This window comes from Pseudoalteromonas sp. CO325X, assembly GCF_004208955.1.
GTDB classification, from domain to species: Bacteria; Pseudomonadota; Gammaproteobacteria; order Enterobacterales; family Alteromonadaceae; genus Pseudoalteromonas; species Pseudoalteromonas ruthenica.
Genome location: NZ_SGPG01000023.1, coordinates 1 through 17,796, shown reverse-complemented (window position 1 = coordinate 17,796; position 17,796 = coordinate 1). Strand labels below are relative to the sequence as shown.

General features: G+C 47.2%; 16 protein-coding genes. 3 read left to right on the top strand and 13 right to left on the bottom strand.

Annotated elements, in window-relative coordinates:
- Positions 1–78: 78 nt before the first annotated feature.
- A complete protein-coding gene (locus EXT46_RS13525; RefSeq protein WP_130147901.1) occupies positions 79–756 on the bottom strand; it encodes a YgjP-like metallopeptidase domain-containing protein in 678 nt (225 codons plus the stop codon).
- A 287-nt stretch (positions 757–1,043) separates the two neighbouring features.
- Between EXT46_RS13525 and EXT46_RS13520 the strand changes: the two genes are divergently transcribed.
- Together EXT46_RS13520 and EXT46_RS13515 are read left to right on the top strand one after the other, a co-directional pair.
- Complete coding sequence (locus EXT46_RS13520; protein WP_130147899.1) at positions 1,044–4,361, top strand: MHYT domain-containing protein; 3,318 nt, start codon at positions 1,044–1,046, stop codon at positions 4,359–4,361.
- Entirely contained in the window at positions 4,354–5,340 is a 987-nt protein-coding gene (locus tag EXT46_RS13515) for a two-component system response regulator (RefSeq protein WP_045978097.1), read from the top strand. Before EXT46_RS13520 ends, EXT46_RS13515 begins: the two co-directional genes overlap by 8 nt.
- Here EXT46_RS13515 and EXT46_RS13510 read toward each other — a convergent pair.
- Both EXT46_RS13510 and EXT46_RS13505 read right to left on the bottom strand, forming a co-directional pair.
- Positions 5,337–5,735: a VOC family protein gene (locus tag EXT46_RS13510; protein ID WP_022944038.1), complete on the bottom strand. Its 399-nt coding sequence runs from the start codon at positions 5,733–5,735 to the stop codon at positions 5,337–5,339. The two genes, EXT46_RS13515 and EXT46_RS13510, sit on opposite strands and share 4 nt — an antisense overlap.
- On the bottom strand, positions 5,728–6,411 hold the full coding sequence (locus EXT46_RS13505; RefSeq protein WP_130147897.1) for an HD domain-containing protein: 684 nt from the start codon (positions 6,409–6,411) through the stop codon (positions 5,728–5,730). The genes EXT46_RS13510 and EXT46_RS13505 overlap by 8 nt, the downstream gene beginning before the upstream one ends.
- Before the next feature lie 162 nt (positions 6,412–6,573).
- Between EXT46_RS13505 and EXT46_RS13500 the strand changes: the two genes are divergently transcribed.
- Positions 6,574–7,764 (top strand): class I SAM-dependent methyltransferase, encoded by a 1,191-nt coding sequence (locus EXT46_RS13500; RefSeq protein WP_130147895.1) that lies wholly within the window; start codon positions 6,574–6,576, stop codon positions 7,762–7,764.
- 9 nt (positions 7,765–7,773) lie between these two features.
- On the opposite strand, the gene EXT46_RS13495 is transcribed toward EXT46_RS13500, so the two are convergent.
- From EXT46_RS13495 to EXT46_RS13445, 10 genes are all read right to left on the bottom strand, one after another.
- Positions 7,774–8,073: a PilZ domain-containing protein gene (locus tag EXT46_RS13495; RefSeq protein WP_130147893.1), complete on the bottom strand. Its 300-nt coding sequence runs from the start codon at positions 8,071–8,073 to the stop codon at positions 7,774–7,776.
- Positions 8,074–8,210: 137 nt separating this feature from the next.
- The gene (locus EXT46_RS13490) at positions 8,211–8,582 is read right to left on the bottom strand and encodes a response regulator (RefSeq protein ID WP_022944034.1); all 372 of its coding nucleotides are present in this window, start codon (positions 8,580–8,582) and stop codon (positions 8,211–8,213) included.
- Between the two features lie 78 nt (positions 8,583–8,660).
- On the bottom strand, positions 8,661–12,563 hold the full coding sequence (gene hrpA / locus EXT46_RS13485; protein WP_130147891.1) for an ATP-dependent RNA helicase HrpA: 3,903 nt from the start codon (positions 12,561–12,563) through the stop codon (positions 8,661–8,663).
- A 132-nt stretch (positions 12,564–12,695) separates the two neighbouring features.
- Positions 12,696–13,124 (bottom strand): CBS domain-containing protein, encoded by a 429-nt coding sequence (locus EXT46_RS13480; protein ID WP_026110983.1) that lies wholly within the window; start codon positions 13,122–13,124, stop codon positions 12,696–12,698.
- Between the two features lie 78 nt (positions 13,125–13,202).
- On the bottom strand, positions 13,203–14,231 hold the full coding sequence (locus EXT46_RS13475) for an isoaspartyl peptidase/L-asparaginase (protein WP_130147889.1): 1,029 nt from the start codon (positions 14,229–14,231) through the stop codon (positions 13,203–13,205).
- Positions 14,232–14,373: 142 nt separating this feature from the next.
- A complete protein-coding gene (locus EXT46_RS13470; protein WP_022944030.1) occupies positions 14,374–15,117 on the bottom strand; it encodes a reprolysin-like metallopeptidase in 744 nt (247 codons plus the stop codon).
- A gap of 16 nt (positions 15,118–15,133) precedes the next feature.
- A complete protein-coding gene (locus tag EXT46_RS19055) occupies positions 15,134–15,850 on the bottom strand; it encodes a hypothetical protein (RefSeq protein ID WP_240701139.1) in 717 nt (238 codons plus the stop codon).
- A gap of 384 nt (positions 15,851–16,234) precedes the next feature.
- Positions 16,235–16,624, bottom strand: coding sequence for a nuclear transport factor 2 family protein (locus tag EXT46_RS13460; RefSeq protein WP_130147887.1), 390 nt, complete (start codon positions 16,622–16,624; stop codon positions 16,235–16,237).
- Positions 16,625–16,870: 246 nt separating this feature from the next.
- On the bottom strand, positions 16,871–17,188 hold the full coding sequence (locus EXT46_RS13450; protein ID WP_240701138.1) for a hypothetical protein: 318 nt from the start codon (positions 17,186–17,188) through the stop codon (positions 16,871–16,873).
- Between the two features lie 172 nt (positions 17,189–17,360).
- Positions 17,361–17,796 (bottom strand): hypothetical protein (locus tag EXT46_RS13445; RefSeq protein WP_205988244.1); only part of this gene is annotated, 436 nt, incomplete at its 5' end.

Genomic DNA, 17,796 nt, shown 5'->3' with positions numbered 1-17,796 from the left:
GAGCGGCCAAAGGGATCAGACTGTAAATCTGACGGCATTGCCTTCGCTGGTTCGAATCCAGCTCCCTCCACCACTTTCCTATCGTACAAAATCCAACAGATGTGCATTCTCTTTAAGCCATAACCGTGCTTGGTCGGTATGCTCGTAGTAGCCATTAACCAGTGCCCAAAATTGATGGCTGTGATCCATATGTACCCGGTGCGCCAGCTCGTGAACTATGACATAGTCAATAACCCAATGCGGAGCTCCTGCCAGCAAGGTATTAAAACATAACTCACCGCGCGAATCGCAACTGCCCCAACGACGCTTGTACACTTTAACGCTAATGCTGTTAGCGGCGATATTCATCACCTTTTGCCACTGCATTATGCGGGCCGATAAGTGATCAGATAATTCATCGTGCATCAGTGCCAATAACTGTTGATTAAAATAGCGCTGGCGATGCTTCACTCGCTTACTGATTACGATGTTTATCGTTTGGTTATCTGTCTGCTCAAGTGAGCTCTCGCTTACCTCTATTGCACGTAATTCACCGAAAAGCATAATGCGACGATGTAGCCAAGGGTTATACCTAGCCGCTTCAATATCAGACTGTTTATGTAATTGTTTGTTTATCCACGCCTGTTTGCTCTCAACGAAGTCTGCAATGAAATCACGACATGCCCCATAAGGCGCTTTCACACTCACTTGCTGATTTTTGACCACCAAAGCGAGCGTTCGTCGACGGCTGTAGTGCACATCATATTGCCTACTCATACTAAACCTTTGTTGTAATTACTTGAACTAAAAGAGTTTGCCAAACAATGTGCTAACATTAAGTACATCCTTTGCAGCGCTTACTAATATGATACCGTAATTACGCTCTTGGGTAAGCTTGCAGCGCACTCATAAATAACTAAACTCAGCCGTCGCTGCGCTGATAGAACAATCAGTGTCATTGTAAGATACAGGGCGCTTTCACTTTTGTGCGCGACACGTGGTTTTTCACTGTGCTAGGCTGTGATTGCCACTTGACATCCGTTGTTGGAGTATCGAAGTACTTTATGTTTTCTCAGTTTTTTATTACCGACCCTGCTCCCGAATTGCTGGTCAATGGCAGCTATGATTGGGCCTTAGTGTTACTTTCGGTCACTGTTGCTATTTTTGCATCTTTCTTTGCGCTGCAATTAAGGGAATTTGCTCAACAACAACGCCACACTCCATTTTATCGCATGGCACTGCCAGCAAGTGCCGCCGCTTTTGCCGCTGGCGTGTGGAGTATGCACTTTATCGGAATGCTGGCATTTAGCTTATGCGTCAGCGTCGACTATGATTTCACAGTGACGGTGGTGTCATTCATCCCTGTCTTTTTAGCCACTGCCTTAGGGTTCCATTTACTCAGTACGAACGATCCATCTCGAGCCAAGCTTGCGCTCAGTGCCCTGCTGTTGGGCGCCGGCATAGGGATTATGCATTACACGGGTATGGCCGCCATGCGCCTAGGGCCAATGCTAGGCTATGACCCACTTTGGTTTGTTGTCTCTGTATTAGTGGCGGTTATTCTCGCATGGCTCGGCCTGGCCGCTCATTTATATTTACAACCCACAGGGCGCAGCACTCTAGGGCAAACCGGTTATCGTATTCTCAGCGCCATTGTTATGGGCTGCGCAGTCTCTGGCATGCATTATACCGGGATGCAAGCGGCACGATTTGTAGCCCAATCCCCGGTGTACAGTGAGCTCACCGATAATAGCCATGTAACCGATCTCGCTCTGAGTATTGCTATTGTAAGCCTCTTGCTCAGTGGTCTCATCGCTTTATTACACAGTGTCATGCGCTATCGCTTGGCCCTTCAGCAACAACTTATCACTCAATCACGCCTTGAAGCGGTCCTCAATACCGCCGTCGATGGCATTATTACCATTAGCGCGAAAGGCCAAGTACTGAGCTTCAACGCCGGAGCCGAACGTATACTCGGGTATCATCGCGATGAAGTGATTGGCGAAAACGTAAAAATGCTGATGCCACAAGAAATCGCTAACCAACATGATAATTACTTAAGTGCCTACCAAAGTACCGGCATTAAAAACATTATTGGTTCTGGACGTGAGGTCAACGCCGAACATAAAAATGGCGCGCTGATCCCCATTCGTCTGGGGGTTGGTGAAGTCGCTATTCCCGGACAAAAGCGCATGTTTGTAGGTTTTATTACTGACTTGAGCGCACAAAAGGCGATGCAAAATCAGCTTGCCCAACAAGAGCGTCATTATCGCACTTTGTTAACTAATATGCCCGGCGTGGCTTTTCGCTGCCGTTTAGATAAGCATTGGAGCATGCTCTACATTAGCCCCATCGTAAAACAATTAACCGGCTATGATGACCAGCAGTTTATCGACGGCAGTGTTAACTTTGACATGCTTATCTCTGCGCAGCATAGCGACTATGTGCGCGAGCAAATATACAGCGCACTTGCACAAGGAAAAAAACACTACTCTTTTGAATACCAAATACAGTGTCGCGATGGCAGCCGTAAATGGGTGATTGATAAGGGAACATTTGAGCATACCGAAGGAGAAGAGCTGTTCATTGCAGGCGTATTGGTCGATATCAGTGAGCGCCAACAAATGGAGCAAGAGCTTGTAAAAGCGAAAGAGAAAGCCGAAGCTGCGGCGGAGACAAAGCAAGCCTTTTTAGCCAATATGAGTCATGAAATACGCACGCCCATGAACTCCATCATTGGCTTCTCTGAAGTGCTGCTAGATAGCCCATTGAATAAACAGCAGCGCCAGCAACTCACCAACGTATTGCAATCTGCACGCTCTTTATTGCATTTACTCAATGATATTTTAGACTCGGCCAAGCTTGAGCAAGGTAAAGTGAGTATTGAGTCAGTGCCCTTTAATTTGCTGGCTCTCGTCGACTCTGTGGTCTCCAGCTTCTATCACAGCGCTGAACATAAACAGCTCTCGGTCGCCCTGAATATGGATAGTAACCTCGGTGAGCACTATCGCGGCGATCCGCAGCGCTTACGTCAAGTATTAGTCAACTTAATCGGTAACGCAGTAAAATTTACCGAGCAAGGCAGTGTCACCATCAATGTTCGCGGCGATAATCAAGGTGTCTATTTTGAGGTGGTTGATACTGGCATTGGTATCGCCCCCGAGCGGGTGAGTGCTATTTTCAATCCTTTCGAGCAAGCAGACGACAGTACCACGCGGCGTTTTGGCGGCACCGGTCTAGGCACTACCATTAGCCGCCAGCTCGTACAACTTATGGGCGGGGATATAGGCGTCACCAGCACCTTGGGCCAAGGCAGTACATTTTACTTTACCCTGCCCCTAAAACAGGTGGCGGGCGAGCACGTCAATGAGCAGAGCTCATTGACCCCACTTAGCGAAATGCCTAAATTGCGAATACTGGTGGCTGATGATGTACCGCAAAACCGCGAGCTACTGCAACTACGCCTAACTAAACTCGGTCATCAAGTAGAGGCAGCTGATGACGGCGAGCATGCAGTGCAACTGGCCACAAGTAATAATTATGACATTGTGTTGATGGATATTCATATGCCCAAGTGTGATGGTCTCCAAGCAACCCGACAATTGCGTCAATATGAGCAGCACAACGAGGTTGCTACAACGCCCGTTATTGCTTTAACGGCCAGTGTCATGGGCAGTGACCGTGAAGCGGCTAAAGCCGCTGGAATGGACGGCTTTGCCAGCAAACCTGTGGTGCTGAGCGATTTACTAACGGAAATAGCCCGCGTTCTCGATATCGATTTGGCTGCACATGTGTTCGCACAAACTAACGCCAACGACAGCCAGCTGCTGGTCAATGAAGCCCAAGGAGCTGAGCTGTGGGGTTCAAAAGCGCATTACCTCAAGGAACTAAAGCACTTTTATGCGCAGCGCAATGAGCAGCTGCGAACACTGAGTAAGTATGATCAGCTCAGCGCCGAACAGCTTGTTGACGTGCATACATTAAAAGGATTAGCCGGTAATCTAGCCCTGCCCAAATTAGCCGATACATTAAAGTCGATTGAACGACAAAAGCAGGTTCAAGACCCTCATCGGTTTGCCCTATTCAGCTGTATTGATGAGCTCTATCAATATCTGCAAAACCACACTGACGCGCCTAGCAAAGTCGTGAGAAGTCACCATAGCGATGAGGACTTTAAGCAATTATTGCGAGAGGTTGCGCAGTTATGCGATAACTTTGAATATGATAGTGAACACAGTGAACAACTTATTGCGGCAACACCACAACAATGGCATAAACAAGTAATGGATATCGCGAATCTCATTAACGAATTCGAATTTGCGGCGGCAAAAGCCGCTATTGAGCAATTACTTGAGCAACTGCAGAGTGTGCAACATGATTGAGACACAAAAGCCGACTCTCCTAGCTGTAGATGATGAGCCGACGAACCTTAAGGTTTTAAATCAAGTATTAGGAAACGACTATCGCCTTATATTTGCAAAATCAGGGCCTCAAGCTTTGGAATTAGCTCATAGCAAGCAACCCGCGCTCATTTTACTTGATGTTATGATGCCGGATATGTCTGGCTTTGAAGTATGTGAACAGTTAAAGCAACGGCCAAGTACGCAGGCTATTCCGGTTATTTTTGTGACCGCCATGCAAGACGAAGTAGATGAAACGCAAGGCTTTGCCAAAGGCGCGGTTGATTACATTACTAAGCCAATTAGCCCAGCAATCGTCAAAGCGCGGGTTAAAAATCATTTGTCTTTAGTGCAAGCTGACTTACTCAAAGCCGCGCAACTTGAATTGATCCAACGCCTGAGCCATGCAGCCGAATACAAAGACAATGAAACCGGACAACACATAATTCGTATGAGTCGTTATTGCCACATCATCGCGCGCGCTTATGGCTTTAATGAGGCCCATGCCGAGTCGTTGCTACTCGCGGCGCCAATGCATGATATTGGCAAAATCGGTATCCCCGATAATATTCTTCTTAAACCTGGGCGCTTGGATCAAGACGAATACCGGCAAATGCAAACTCATGCCAGCATTGGTGCGGATATCTTGGCAGGTTCAAGCTCTGCATTAATCCAACTTGCCCATCGACTTGCCCTTGAGCACCATGAGCGCTTTGATGGCAACGGCTACCCAAATGGCTTACAAGGCGAAGAGATCTCCATAGAGGGCCGTATATGTGCCATTGCTGATGTATTCGACGCACTGACTTCGAAGCGGCCATACAAAGAACCTTGGCCAATCGACAAAGCCGTGCAGTTACTTCAAGAAGAGAAAGGCAAGCACTTTGACCCCGAACTGGTGGATATTTTCATGGCTTGTTTGGACGATATTCTTGCTGTTAAAGCACAGTATCCAAGCTAGAGCAGCTCAGCAACGGCCTCATATTCATAACAGGTAATTTCATGGACATTGCCGCTGGGATCACGAAAGTACAATGACCAAGATACCTGATGATCGGCTCGCGTGACCTTGATATCGCAATCGTGCAGGTGCTGTTGCCAGTGCACAAAGGCTAACGCATCGCAACGAAACGCGATGCCGTTGCTTTTTTTATCACCAACAAATAAAGCCAAGCAAATCGACTTTGCCTGATCTTGCAGCATAAGCGGTCCATCGTGTTGCTGTTCAAACCAAAAAGCCAACTCGGGGACGATATCAAAACCCATTACTTGACGATAAAACGCCAATGCAACCTCAATATCATGCACTTGTATATGGCAATGGTGTACGCCACGCAATAACGGTGGGTTACTCATAGGCAATACCTATCTCTTCGCCCAGTTGGCGTAAGAAATCGTGCATGTACTGCGTGCGCTTATGTGCTTCATATCGAGCACTGGCCGTGTTCATGCTCTGACCTATGTGCAATAACTTCACAAAAAAGTGATCAAGGGTGTATTTACTGTCATCAGCTTGACGGTTCTTACAAAACGGATCCTGGGGGTGATATAGGCCACGACAAATCGCCCCGCCTACTTTCATGCAGCGACTCACTCCCACTGCGCCAAGGGCATCCATGCGGTCGGCATCTTGTACTATTTGCGCCTCTAAAGTGGTGGGTGTGATATTGGCACTAAAGCTATGGGCGACAATAGCATGATGAATAGCATCGAAATAGCGACTGTCATAATGGATACTGTGCAAAAAGCTTAACGCCTTGTCGGCTGCCATGGTCGATGCCTTCGCTCTGTCCGGATGGTTTTTAGCCACCGCAACACAATCGTGCAGCCACGCTGCAGGCAGCACGACTTCAATCATGGCATGCTCCTGTTCACACAAAGTTTTCGCCACCTGCACAACGCGTTCAATATGCGTAATGTCATGGGCTGAGTCGGCGCTACCGCAACTGAGAATAAAATCGCGACATTGTTGTTCGATTTCTTGCATAGTATTCATTATTAAGAGTTTATGTGATGACAATAAATCACTCATCGGCTATTGGCAAAATTAATTTGAGAAAGCGCCTTAAGATGCCTAGAATAGCGCCTCTCAAACCAACGACCTAGCGTGTCAACATGCCTTGCGGTGGGTACTCAATTGCCTCAGTGCACAGCAGCTTCAACATACTCACTCTAGGAATTATTAGGAGGCTCAATGGCCGGTGCGATTTATCTTCAAGCAGGACGCGAAAAATCACTGAAACGTAAACACCCGTGGATCTTTTCAAAAGCAATTAAGAAAACCAAAGGCAACCTCGGCCTAGGTGACACGGTCACCGTTTACGACAGTCAGGGAACATACTTGGCTACGGCCGCTTATAGCCCACAGTCACAAATTCGCGCTCGGGTATGGAGCTTTGACGAGAAAGAATCTATCGACCAGGCGTTCTTCTATCGCCGTTTAGCTCGGGCCCTTGATGCCCGCCAGCACGCTATTGAAGAAGGCCAGTTAACCGGTTTCCGCCTATGTGCCGGTGAATCTGACGGCCTTCCTGGAGTAACAATAGATAAATTTGATAACTACTTAGTCTGTCAGTTGTTAAGTGCCGGTGCAGAGCGTCACAAAGGGGAGATAGTCGCCGCGTTAGTGGAACTGTTCCCTTCTTGTCATGTTTACGAACGCTCAGATGTCGAGGTGCGTAAAAAAGAAGGATTAGCGCCTACAACCGGCGTGCTATCTGGCACGGCGCCAGAGCACCCGGTGTTGATAAAAGAAAATGGCCTCACCTGCGAGGTAGATATTCTGCAAGGCCATAAAACCGGCTTTTATCTCGACCAACGAGACAGCCGCGCCGCCCTAGAGCGCTTCTCCAAAGACAAGGAAGTATTAAATTGCTTTTGTTACACCGGCACGTTTGGTTTATATGCCTTGCGCGGTGGCTGCTCTAAGGTGATCAATGTCGATGTATCACAGCAAGCCCTTGATATTGCCAAACGCAATGTGCAGCACAATGACTTAGACTTAGGACGCGCTGAGTTTGTCAAACAAGACGTATTTAAGCTACTTCGTGAATACCGCAGCGAAGGACGCACCTTTGATACCATCGTCATGGATCCACCCAAGTTTGCCGACTCTAAGGCGCAGCTCAACGGCGCATGCCGAGGCTATAAGGATATCAATATGTTGGCGATGCAGCTGCTTAAGCCAGGCGGCACTTTACTGACATTTTCGTGTTCAGGACTCATGGAGCAAAACTTATTTCAAAAAGTGGTCGCCGATGCTGCCCTAGACGCCAATAGAGAGCTACTCATTGTCGAGCGCTTAAATCAGGCCGCCGATCACCCTATCGGAGGCGCTTACCCTGAAGGCTTTTACCTCAAGGGGCTGATCTGCAAAGTGTATTAACGCTTCACCCTAATTAATATCAAGCATTTCCACGCCAATGCAGTACTGTCCCTGGTCGTCTTGCGTACAACGCACGACCTGGGTCAGCGCTCTTAGTGGCGGCACCGAACCATCGGGTGAGTTGATATCCACTTTTACTGTGGCGCCCGGGTCGATGGGTTCATCAACCAGTAACTGCATGCCTGTGGCGCTCAAGTCGCGGCAGGTTGCCGTTAACTGCAAATATTTATCATTGTGTGATACCTCAAGCTTTGCTTGAGCATTCACCATCATACGCATAAAGCCGCGCTTATCGTCGTCATAAAGCATTGTTGTTCTCCTTTTGTGCTTTACAGCAGCCGATCGCAGGCCTATCACTACCTACCTACGCATGCCGCAATTGGGGTCGCACCACAAAGCCCATCTAAACGGGCGAAACATGTGTTGCTATAGGCAGCATACTCGGATTAAATAAGGGTTTGCAAGCTATCCAATAACTCATTGAAAGATAGGGGTTTTACGAAGTAGGCATCGCAGCCAGCGGCGTACCCTTGTTGCTTGGCATGGGGGGATTCGAGTCCGGAGATCATCAACACCGGAATATCTTGTGTTTCTGGGGTGTTTTTTAACATACGACAGGTGTCGAAGCCATCAAGCCCCGGCATACACACATCGAGCATGATGGCGTCCGGGTGCTGATTGATGGCCTCGTTCAGGCACTGCTTGCCCGAATCAACATACTGCAATTGGTACTGTTGACCAAGTGCTTGAGCATACAGTGTAAAATTAAAATATTCGTCATCGACTACTAATAGCTTAGCTTTGCCGTGATTATTCAACTTATTCCCTATCCTTGTCGGCGAGCACCTGAATCACTCTAATAATATAAAGTTACCTCAGCTTAGCGCGAATGCAAGTTAACTCTCGGCGAGATAGTCATTAATTGCGTTCAACACCCGTTTTGCAGAAACCGGATAAGGGGTTCCCAGCGTTTGCGCGAATAACGATACACGTAGCTCTTGCTGCATCCAAAACAGCGCTTGCAAGGTCGGCGGCTGGGGCTCGCCTTTAGGGTGTTTGGCCAAACACTTATGGTACGCCTGCGCTACTTTATCCAGCTCAAGGGTACACAAGCGGTCGCGGTTAGGGTCCACCGGTAGTTTTTCCAAACGTTTATCTATGGCTTTCATATAACGGCATAAATCGGCCATTTTATGCGCCCCATGATGGCTAACGAAGCCTTTAAAGACGAGGCTTTCCAATTGGCTTTTAATATCACCGTGAGCGGTGATCATGGTTAAGTCCACTTTGCCACGCATACGCTTATGGATACCGTGGGCCAAACTCAACACCTGCTCCACTTGCAAAGCGATCGCCACCACAGTGTCGCCCAGTTCGCCGCGAATAAACTCTTTGGCTTTATTAAACGCTTCGGCGTCTCGGATTTCCCCGCATTGCTCTAAAAGCTTATCAACCCCAGCGGCGATACAATCATCAATCAGCAATTGCACTTTACCAAAGGGGTTAAAATACAAACCTAGTTTGGCTTTATTCGGTAAATTCTGTTGCAAATACTTAATTGGCGAAGGAATATTCAAAAGCACCATGCGTCGCAGACCCATCTGGTGCGCTGCAGATGCTTTGCTTGGTGAATCGAATAGCTCAATCGCCGTGCTGTCTTTTTTGTCGACCAAGGCAACAAAGGCTTTGACCTCGTATTGACCTTGTTTTTTCACATAGGACTGGGGTAAAGAGTCAAATTGCCATTCCACTAAGCCTTCGCGCTCAATGCCTTTATCCGCGACCTGCGATAGGGTATTACTCACTTTATCCGCAAGTTGTGTTTTTAAGGCCTCTAAGTCATAACCACGGGCCACTAACTTACCCTTATCATCACGCACTTCAAACGCCATGCGCAGGTGCTCATCCAAGGCGCTAGTATCAAAGTCCTCAGCGTCCACTTTGGCTCCGGTCATGCGAAATAGGCGCAGCGCCAGCGCCTCACGCAACGACCCTTGCAGTGGCTCTACAGAGCTGAGCACCGCGTCCGCGTAATTCGGTGCCGGCACAAAGTTGCGACGTTGGGTTTTCGGTAATGATTTGATAAGAGCGCACACCAACTCATGGCGCAGCGCCGGAATATGCCAATCAAAACCTTCGCCGCTGACTTGGTTGAGCAGCGCCAAGGGAATTTGCACCGCCACCCCATCGACGTCTTGCCCGGGTTCAAAGTTATATTGCAACGGCAGCACTAGGTTGCCTTGCATCCACACATCCGGGTAGTTATCCGCCGTGATCTCAGTGGCCCCGTGCTGCATCAGGTCTTCTTTGCGCATGAACAAAAAGCGTTTGTTGTGACGCTTTTGTTCTTTGTACCACTTCAAGAAGCTAACGCGATTACATATATCACTAGGGATGTGTTGGTCATAGAAATCAAACAGCGCTTGCTCATCCACTAAAATATCGCGTCGGCGTGCCTTGTTCTCTAAATCTTGAACTTCTTCGATAAGCTCACGGTTAACTTGCAAAAACGCTTCACTGGCGCCGAGCTCTTGCTCGACCAAGGCCGTGCGAATAAATATTTCTCGGCTAAGGGCCGGGTCAATTTTATCGTACTGACTGCGCTTACGCGCCACGATAGTGAGGCCATACAGAGTTTGTTGTTCAAAGGCGATCACTGCGCCGGCTTTTTTCTGCCAGTGCGGTTCACTGTAACTGCGTTTCACCAAGTGCTGTGCTAGGGGCGCCAGCCAACTCACATCAATTTTGGCATTGATGCGAGCATATAACTTGGAGGTTTCCACCAGCTCGGCAGACATCATCCACTTGGGGCGCTTTTTAAACAGGTTGGAGCCTGGGAAAATATGAAACTGACTGTTGCGTGCGCCCTGATAAAACGCATTCTTTTCGTCTTTTTGGCCTATATGGCTGAGTAACCCGCTCAACAGCGCCTGATGTATCGCCTCATGTTCAGGCTCGTTGTTACTGTCCTTTAGGCCCATTTCGTTACAAATTGTCGTGACTTGATAAACAATATCTTGCCACTCACGAATACGCATATATGCCAGAAACTCTTTTTGGCACAACCTGCGGAATTGATTGTTGGTGAGCGCTTGCTGTTGCTGCTCCAAATAATGCCACAAATTCAAGAACGCGATGAAATCAGAATGCTCATCATCGAAGCGCGCATGCAGCTCATCGGCCTTGGCTTTTTTCTCTTGCGGACGCTCTCTGGGATCTTGGATAGCTAACGCCGCTGCAATCACTATCACTTCACGCATCGCCCCCATGGAGACACTGCTAAGCACCATCTTCGCTAACCGAGGGTCCAGCGGCAAACGCGCTAGGTCGCGCCCCAACTTAGTGAGCTTGGTCCGCCCTTTATGTTTGCTCGCTTGCACTGCTTCGAGCTCTTCAAGCAGGCGCACACCATCGTTGATGTTGCGGCTATCCGGCGGCTGTACAAAAGGGAACTGGCTAATATCACCAAGCCCCAAACCCAGCATTTGCAGAATGACCGACGCCAAGTTAGTACGTAGAATTTCTGGGTCAGTAAATTCTGGACGACCAAGAAAGTCCTCTTCGCTGTATAAACGTATACACACCCCTGCTTCAACCCGGCCACACCGACCTTTACGTTGATTGGCACTGGCTTGCGACACCGCCTCAATAGGTAGGCGCTGGACTTTAGTGCGGTAACTATAGCGGCTAATACGCGCAGTGCCTGGGTCTATGACATAGCGGATCCCAGGCACCGTCAGTGAGGTTTCGGCCACATTCGTGGCGAGCACAATACGGCGTTTATTACCGGGGTGGAATATGCGATTTTGTTCGGCATTGGATAATCGCGCATACAAAGGCAGCACCTCGGTATGCTTTAAGTTGCGCTTGCTCAAGGCATCGGCGGTATCCCGAATTTCGCGCTCACCATTCATGAAAATCAAAATATCGCCAGGGCCTTCGCTGTAGAGCTCATCTACAGCATCAAAAATACCCTGCAGTTGATCATTCTCATCTTGGTTGTCGTCACTGCCTTGTATCTCGGTTAAGGGCCGATAACGTACTTCAACGGGATATGTACGCCCGGAGACTTCAATGATTGGGGCGTCATTGAAGTGGCGAGAGAAACGCTCTGGGTCGATGGTCGCTGAGGTGATAATTACTTTAAGATCCGGGCGCTTGGGTAGCAGGTTCTTTAAATAACCAAGGATAAAGTCGATGTTTAAACTGCGCTCGTGCGCCTCATCGATAATAATAGTGTCGTATTGATTCAAGTAGCGGTCGTTTTGTATCTCTGCAAGTAAGATACCGTCGGTCATTAGTTTAATGTAGCTGCGTTCACTGACCTGGTCGCTAAAGCGTATTTTAAAACCGACGGTTTCGCCGATTTCGCTATGGAGTTCTTCGGCAATACGCGCTGCTACACTGCGAGCGGCTAATCGACGTGGTTGAGTGTGGCCAATCAAGCCCTCAACGCCACGGCCTAACTCTAAGCAAATCTTCGGCAGCTGAGTCGTCTTACCCGAACCGGTCTCACCGGCGACTATCACCACTTGGTGCTTCGCTATTGCCGCTTTTATGTCTTCACGTTTATCGCTAACCGGCAGGGCCGCTGGGAATTGCGGCTTTGGCAGTTGTTTAAGGCGTTGTGCGCGCTGGCTGATGCTGTGCTCTATCGCCTGCTCAATTTTGGCCAGTACGCTTTGTTGCTTCTCGGAGTCGGAAATCTTATCAGCGCCTTGCAGGCGCCTTTTTAATACAAACTGATCCTTTTTCAAACACTCGGAGAGTTTACCATACAACGGCTTGCTTGCTGACACTCAGGCCCCTAATTAACGACTTAAAAATGGTCGCTAAGCTTAGCAAACTATGAGCGCCAAGTGTACCGGGTATTAAGCCCTGAATGCCGATGGCTGGGCCTTTTTGGCTATTAGTCAGAGCCTACAGCAACACTAAACAAATCGATGTCCGGACGTATAATTACAATGCAGATGCTTATCCAATGCCAGTAGGATGTGCGCGCGGGTGATAATCCCGAGTAACTTACCTTGTTCATCACATACCGGATACATTTTCGGCTTATCAACTTTCATATTTTCGGCGAGTGTCATCACACTCTCCTCTGGCGTCACACACAGTGGCTCTTTGGTCATGACATCACCAACAACTGTATGTGCTTCATTTTGGTAAGTGGATGTCAACATATGTTGTAAGCAATCCTGTTCCGACACGAAACCGATGATGGTTCCGAGGTCGTCGACAACAGGTCCTCCGGTTTGGCCGCTTTGTAATAGCCTCTCTACAGCCGTTTCAATCGGCATAGTGGCTTTGAATTTTACTGGTCTATGGTTGTAATAATCAGCGACTTTGATTGATTGCATAGGCACCCCCAAATAAGTAAACGCCAACATAGCTAACTATAGTTGGCGTTTACAAAATTGCTTATATCTTTGAAGGATTTATTCGTCTTTAAAAATCGCTACATAGGTGTCACTGGTTGATGACTTGCTAGCGCGATACATACCTTTGGTATTAAACGGCATGCTGATGTTTCCTTTGCCATCAACAATGATGACTCCCCCGGTTCCACCAGCTTCAAACATGGGTCCAAAAATAACTTCTTTCCCCGCCTGCGCTATGCTTTTTTGCTGATATTGCACACGTGCGCAAATGTCGCTCGCCACTTGATAACGGATGAAGAACTCACCATGGCCGGTTGCTGAAACCGCACAAGACTCATTGTCGGCGAATGTCCCCGCGCCAATGATTGGTGAATCACCAATACGGCCAAAGCGCTTCGCCGTCATGCCTCCTGTTGATGTACCCGCTGCCATATTACCGTGTTTATCCAAAGCTACAGCGCCAACTGTACCCATTTTGTAGGATGTTGGTAACGCTTGATGACGAGCTTGGTAGTCGTGACTTGCGGGCTTGGCTTTATCTAATTTTTGTTTTGCTTTGAGCAAGGCTTCATAACGATGCTCTGTATCAAAGTAACTGTTATCAACCTTCTCCATCCCCTGCTGCTGAGCAAATGCTTCAGCCCCTGCACCGCTGAGCAGCACATGAACAGAGTCCGTCATTACTAAGCGTGCCAAGTTAATAGGGTTTTTAATGTGCTTTACTCCAGCTACGGCGCCGGCTTGGCGCGTACGTCCATCCATGATCGAGGCATCGAGCTCATGAGTGCCTTCATAGGTGTAAACGGCCCCCTTGCCGGCATTAAAATACGGAGAATCTTCCAGTACGTTGATCGCCGCATTGACGGCATCTAGGCTTTCACCTCCTTGCGCTAATACTTGGTAGCCGGCTTCAACCGCCTGCTTTAGTTTATCGCGATAGGCTTTTTCTTGCTCCGCACTGAAACGGGCTTTTTCGATGGTGCCAGCACCACCATGGATAGCAATGGCAATGGGTTCATCGTCAGCCATAGCAGGTTGCGCTGCTAAAGCACTCAGTGCTGCAAATGTATAAAGTATAGACTTCATGAGGCTCTCCGTTTATGGCCTAGGGCTTTTGTTATTATTCGCCAAATACTATGGGCGCTTGGATAACGATTGGCAACCTGATGCGATTAACGGCAGTGATAAAAAAGAGCACCACAGTGGTGCTCCTCATTCAGGGGGAATACTATTTAAAGTTGGCGATACTGTTTTTCGTTGCTTCCACGGTTTTCCAAGCATACGCTTGCCCAGTTATACCGTAAGGCAGACCGTTTACGCTCCAGTTTGGATTGGCAAAGTAATCATATTGCGTGGCACTGCCAAATACATGTGGGTAGGCCATAATGCTGGCAAATTGATTATCAACGCCGTGACCCATGCCATCAACATACACACCGCCACTGGTATCGCCTTGTTTGCGTGAATGGGCCAAGCCTTGATTATGTCCTAGTTCATGAACAAAGGTGGTTGCTCCACAGTCCACTGCGGTAATGCTATACATGTTGTTTGAGGTAGACGCATATAAGTTACCAGAAGCACTGCTGCCTTGGCCTACCCAAGCAATACCGCAGGTAATATAACCATTCGAGCCCGCACCTTTACCTAGCACAGCCATCATATCGGCTCCCCAGCTATTACGCAGGTTTTGAACACTCGAAGCATTGGTCACTGAGTTCAACCAACTGCTTGAGGGGCTGATACTGTAATTACCTAGGTTTTGCTGGCCAGCAACACGAAGCTGTAGATCAATACCGTTTTGACTGTAAACCTGATTAGCAAAAGCAATTAACTGATTAATCTTTGTATTAATATTACCTGTAGCCGCAGCTGCTTCATCAGTATACAAAATACCAATATCAATCGTCGCTGCTTGCGCCATTGACGCACCCATAGCACTTGCAATAAGCGCTGATTTTACGAGTTTTTTCATTATTGTTCCCTTATTTTTAGTTAGTGGGGGTGGTTGTAAATTGAGGATTGAAATTTTCCGGGTTGGCGTCAGCTTGGTGACTACTTGCATGCACCTCTAGCTCTTGGTGCTGGCGATAAAGATCGCGTTTTGCCGCTATCCATCCATGCTCGTCTTTTGATTCAAAAACATAATTGCCACTGGGAGCCGTCAGCTGACCATAGACGGCGTCTTTTCCAACAGTTAATACCGTGGTATGAAAACGTCCCCCTGCCCCTGTTACCGCACCAAACACACTCCTATCGCCATTTTCAGCGACACTGACGTTGTTTACTTCAGCAACAAAGCTCTCTTGAGTTTGCGGTATCATCAGTTCAAAAGTGTCACCGGCCTCAAGAGCACGCAACGCGCTCAGGTCAAATTCCACATAGGCTTCATTGCGTAAGTCGGTTGGGATCACGCCCGCCTCTTGCAGCTTTGCTTGCGCGGTTTTCGACACCTTATTGACTGAGGCAACACCAAAGTCAGTAGGCTGATGCTTATCGTGCTTCGCTGGTGTCTTTAGCAAAGGTTGAGGACTGCTTTTCGGTTCAGCTACCGCTTGCTTGTGTATTGATATTTGTGCAACAGGGGGTTGCTGCTCAGCTGTCTCGATTGTTGCGCTATGATGAGTGCTTGGGCCTTGCTGCCCGAGATAAATCCATAGAAGTGCACCCGCGCTTACGCTGATAAGTGCTAAAAATATCCACCGCATGATACGTTCCGTTATTAGTTATTTTGGAACGCAGAATAATCATACAAATATAAATTTTCAATTAACAAATGTTCGATAATTGAGCTTTAAATATTGATGTTTACAAACAAATTCAAACTAAACAACGGGTTACGATATTTACATAAGCTTACATTAAAATAACAAATATACCTATTTATGGTACTTATGCGTACTCATAAACTCTTTTTGCTAACACGCTAAAGGGGAAGTGAATAAAGGTTCATCAGTCAGGTTCGATTAACAGAATTCAATTAAATCTGACAGGCGCATTTTGTGCCACTAGCGAGTGGTGAACGCCTAAATTAAGCTGCTCTGCAAAGCAATATCGGTTTAAATGAATTATTAGCCAGCCAATGGCCGCTACTAAGTATCGCCAAGATTACTCTGTTCATTATTTGAGAGAACTTGGCGCACTTTCATACTATCGTAGAAAGACTGGATTTCCTTGATCTTGCCACGCTCAACGCGAACCCAGTCGCAAGAAGGAATAGCTCCTTGTGGGGTCAGGTTTTCAAACCAGATAGCAGCTTGATCATTAGTGGCAACAACCTCTTCTATCTTGAGACGTTGCACGCTCTTCCGGGCCATGGGTTCTACGGTTTCAAGATAGTGTTCACGACCTGCAAGCCGCCCAAATGGGCTGGTGTGGACAAAGTCGGTGGTCAAGTGGTCCTTCAACCACTCGATATCCATTCTGATCCACGCTTCAATCCACCCTGTTGCAAGCTTAGCGCTCAGCTCTGTCTTAGTCATAAAGCTTTCCTTCAGTCTAGCTTCGGCTGGCTAACGTCGCATTAAGGGGTGAGCAACACCAACAAAATTCGCTACAAACAACTTAAACACTAAAACCAACACCTAGTAAAAATGCCACGCATTGCGAATTACTCTTAAACAGTTTGTATGGATAATAACTCCATATTTTTATTCTTTTAAACCAGCTTAGGGTAATGTGGGAAGCGCCAAAAGCTTAAAAAGAGCTATTGACGCCATAGTCTCTTGTTAGTTTTCGAAGTTTTCATAAGTCCCAAGCCAATCTTTATGCTCGGGATATTTTTGCTTATAAGCCTTCAAGTCGGCTTTAGGAGCGTACTTAAAATACAAACCGAAATAATCAACTAAGTAATTTTCACCTTTACCCATTCGCCAAAACATATCTGTTGGGTGGAAATCAGGAAATTTAACCCATGGTGGTTCTGGTGGGTTACTTTTTAATTCATTCTCGTAACGTTCTTTGAGCATTTTTTCCCATGCGGTTTTATACTCAAGATACTTGTTCCATTGCTCGTCAGTTGAGTTCGCTGGTTTATCATTCGCCATCGTCGCCACTGATATAAAAATTAAATTAAAAAATAATACTCGAAACATACTCATAGAAAACTAACGCTTTGCTAAGGGGCAATTAACAGTTGGATATACTTGCGCGAAGCGCCAAGCCAACTGCTAATTGTCCCAGTGAGTGTACGAACGAACTTTAGCAACTTGTTATATTTCATAGCATTGCCTTTAATATTATTGCTATTGCAGCTTTTTGCTGCGGATTAGTTGCCTCTTCGAATATTTTTACTAAATATGGGGCCACATGCTTTTTTTCTTCATTGGACATTACAAACGAATCGTCAAACCAAATTTGATTATCGCTATCAAGCATAAGCGTAAAAGCATCATTATCACTCTTTACGATCAGTCCAATCACTTCGGCCTCTACAAAAGTTCCCTCATAGATTAAGTTGCTTTTTATAGCTGAAACTCTTGGGTTCATCTCACTCTTAGCCATCGTGGGGCTAACAAAAAACAATGAAATTACTAGAATCCAAATCTTCGACGTCACCGACACACCTTGATTGAAATAGGACTTACCCAAAAAAAGTAGACACCTTCTATAGTTAGAAAAGAGGTGTCTCATGACTAAAAAGAAAAGAACCCAG

Excerpts from the sequence above, each read along its gene's own strand:
- EXT46_RS13460 (WP_130147887.1), bottom strand. The coding sequence starts at position 16,624 with ATGACTAAGACAGAGCTGAGCGCTAAGCTTGCAACAGGGTGGATTGAA.
- EXT46_RS13500 (WP_130147895.1), top strand. The coding sequence starts at position 6,574 with ATGGCCGGTGCGATTTATCTTCAAGCAGGACGCGAAAAATCACTGAAA.
- EXT46_RS13515 (WP_045978097.1), top strand. The coding sequence starts at position 4,354 with ATGATTGAGACACAAAAGCCGACTCTCCTAGCTGTAGATGATGAGCCG.
- EXT46_RS19055 (WP_240701139.1), bottom strand. The coding sequence starts at position 15,850 with ATGCGGTGGATATTTTTAGCACTTATCAGCGTAAGCGCGGGTGCACTT.
- EXT46_RS13520 (WP_130147899.1), top strand. The coding sequence starts at position 1,044 with ATGTTTTCTCAGTTTTTTATTACCGACCCTGCTCCCGAATTGCTGGTC.
- EXT46_RS13475 (WP_130147889.1), bottom strand. The coding sequence starts at position 14,231 with ATGAAGTCTATACTTTATACATTTGCAGCACTGAGTGCTTTAGCAGCG.
- EXT46_RS13480 (WP_026110983.1), bottom strand. The coding sequence starts at position 13,124 with ATGCAATCAATCAAAGTCGCTGATTATTACAACCATAGACCAGTAAAA.
- EXT46_RS13450 (WP_240701138.1), bottom strand. The coding sequence starts at position 17,188 with ATGGCGAATGATAAACCAGCGAACTCAACTGACGAGCAATGGAACAAG.
- EXT46_RS13525 (WP_130147901.1), bottom strand. The coding sequence starts at position 756 with ATGAGTAGGCAATATGATGTGCACTACAGCCGTCGACGAACGCTCGCT.
- EXT46_RS13505 (WP_130147897.1), bottom strand. The coding sequence starts at position 6,411 with ATGAGTGATTTATTGTCATCACATAAACTCTTAATAATGAATACTATG.
- EXT46_RS13495 (WP_130147893.1), bottom strand. The coding sequence starts at position 8,073 with ATGCTTTATGACGACGATAAGCGCGGCTTTATGCGTATGATGGTGAAT.
- EXT46_RS13510 (WP_022944038.1), bottom strand. The coding sequence starts at position 5,735 with ATGAGTAACCCACCGTTATTGCGTGGCGTACACCATTGCCATATACAA.
- EXT46_RS13470 (WP_022944030.1), bottom strand. The coding sequence starts at position 15,117 with ATGAAAAAACTCGTAAAATCAGCGCTTATTGCAAGTGCTATGGGTGCG.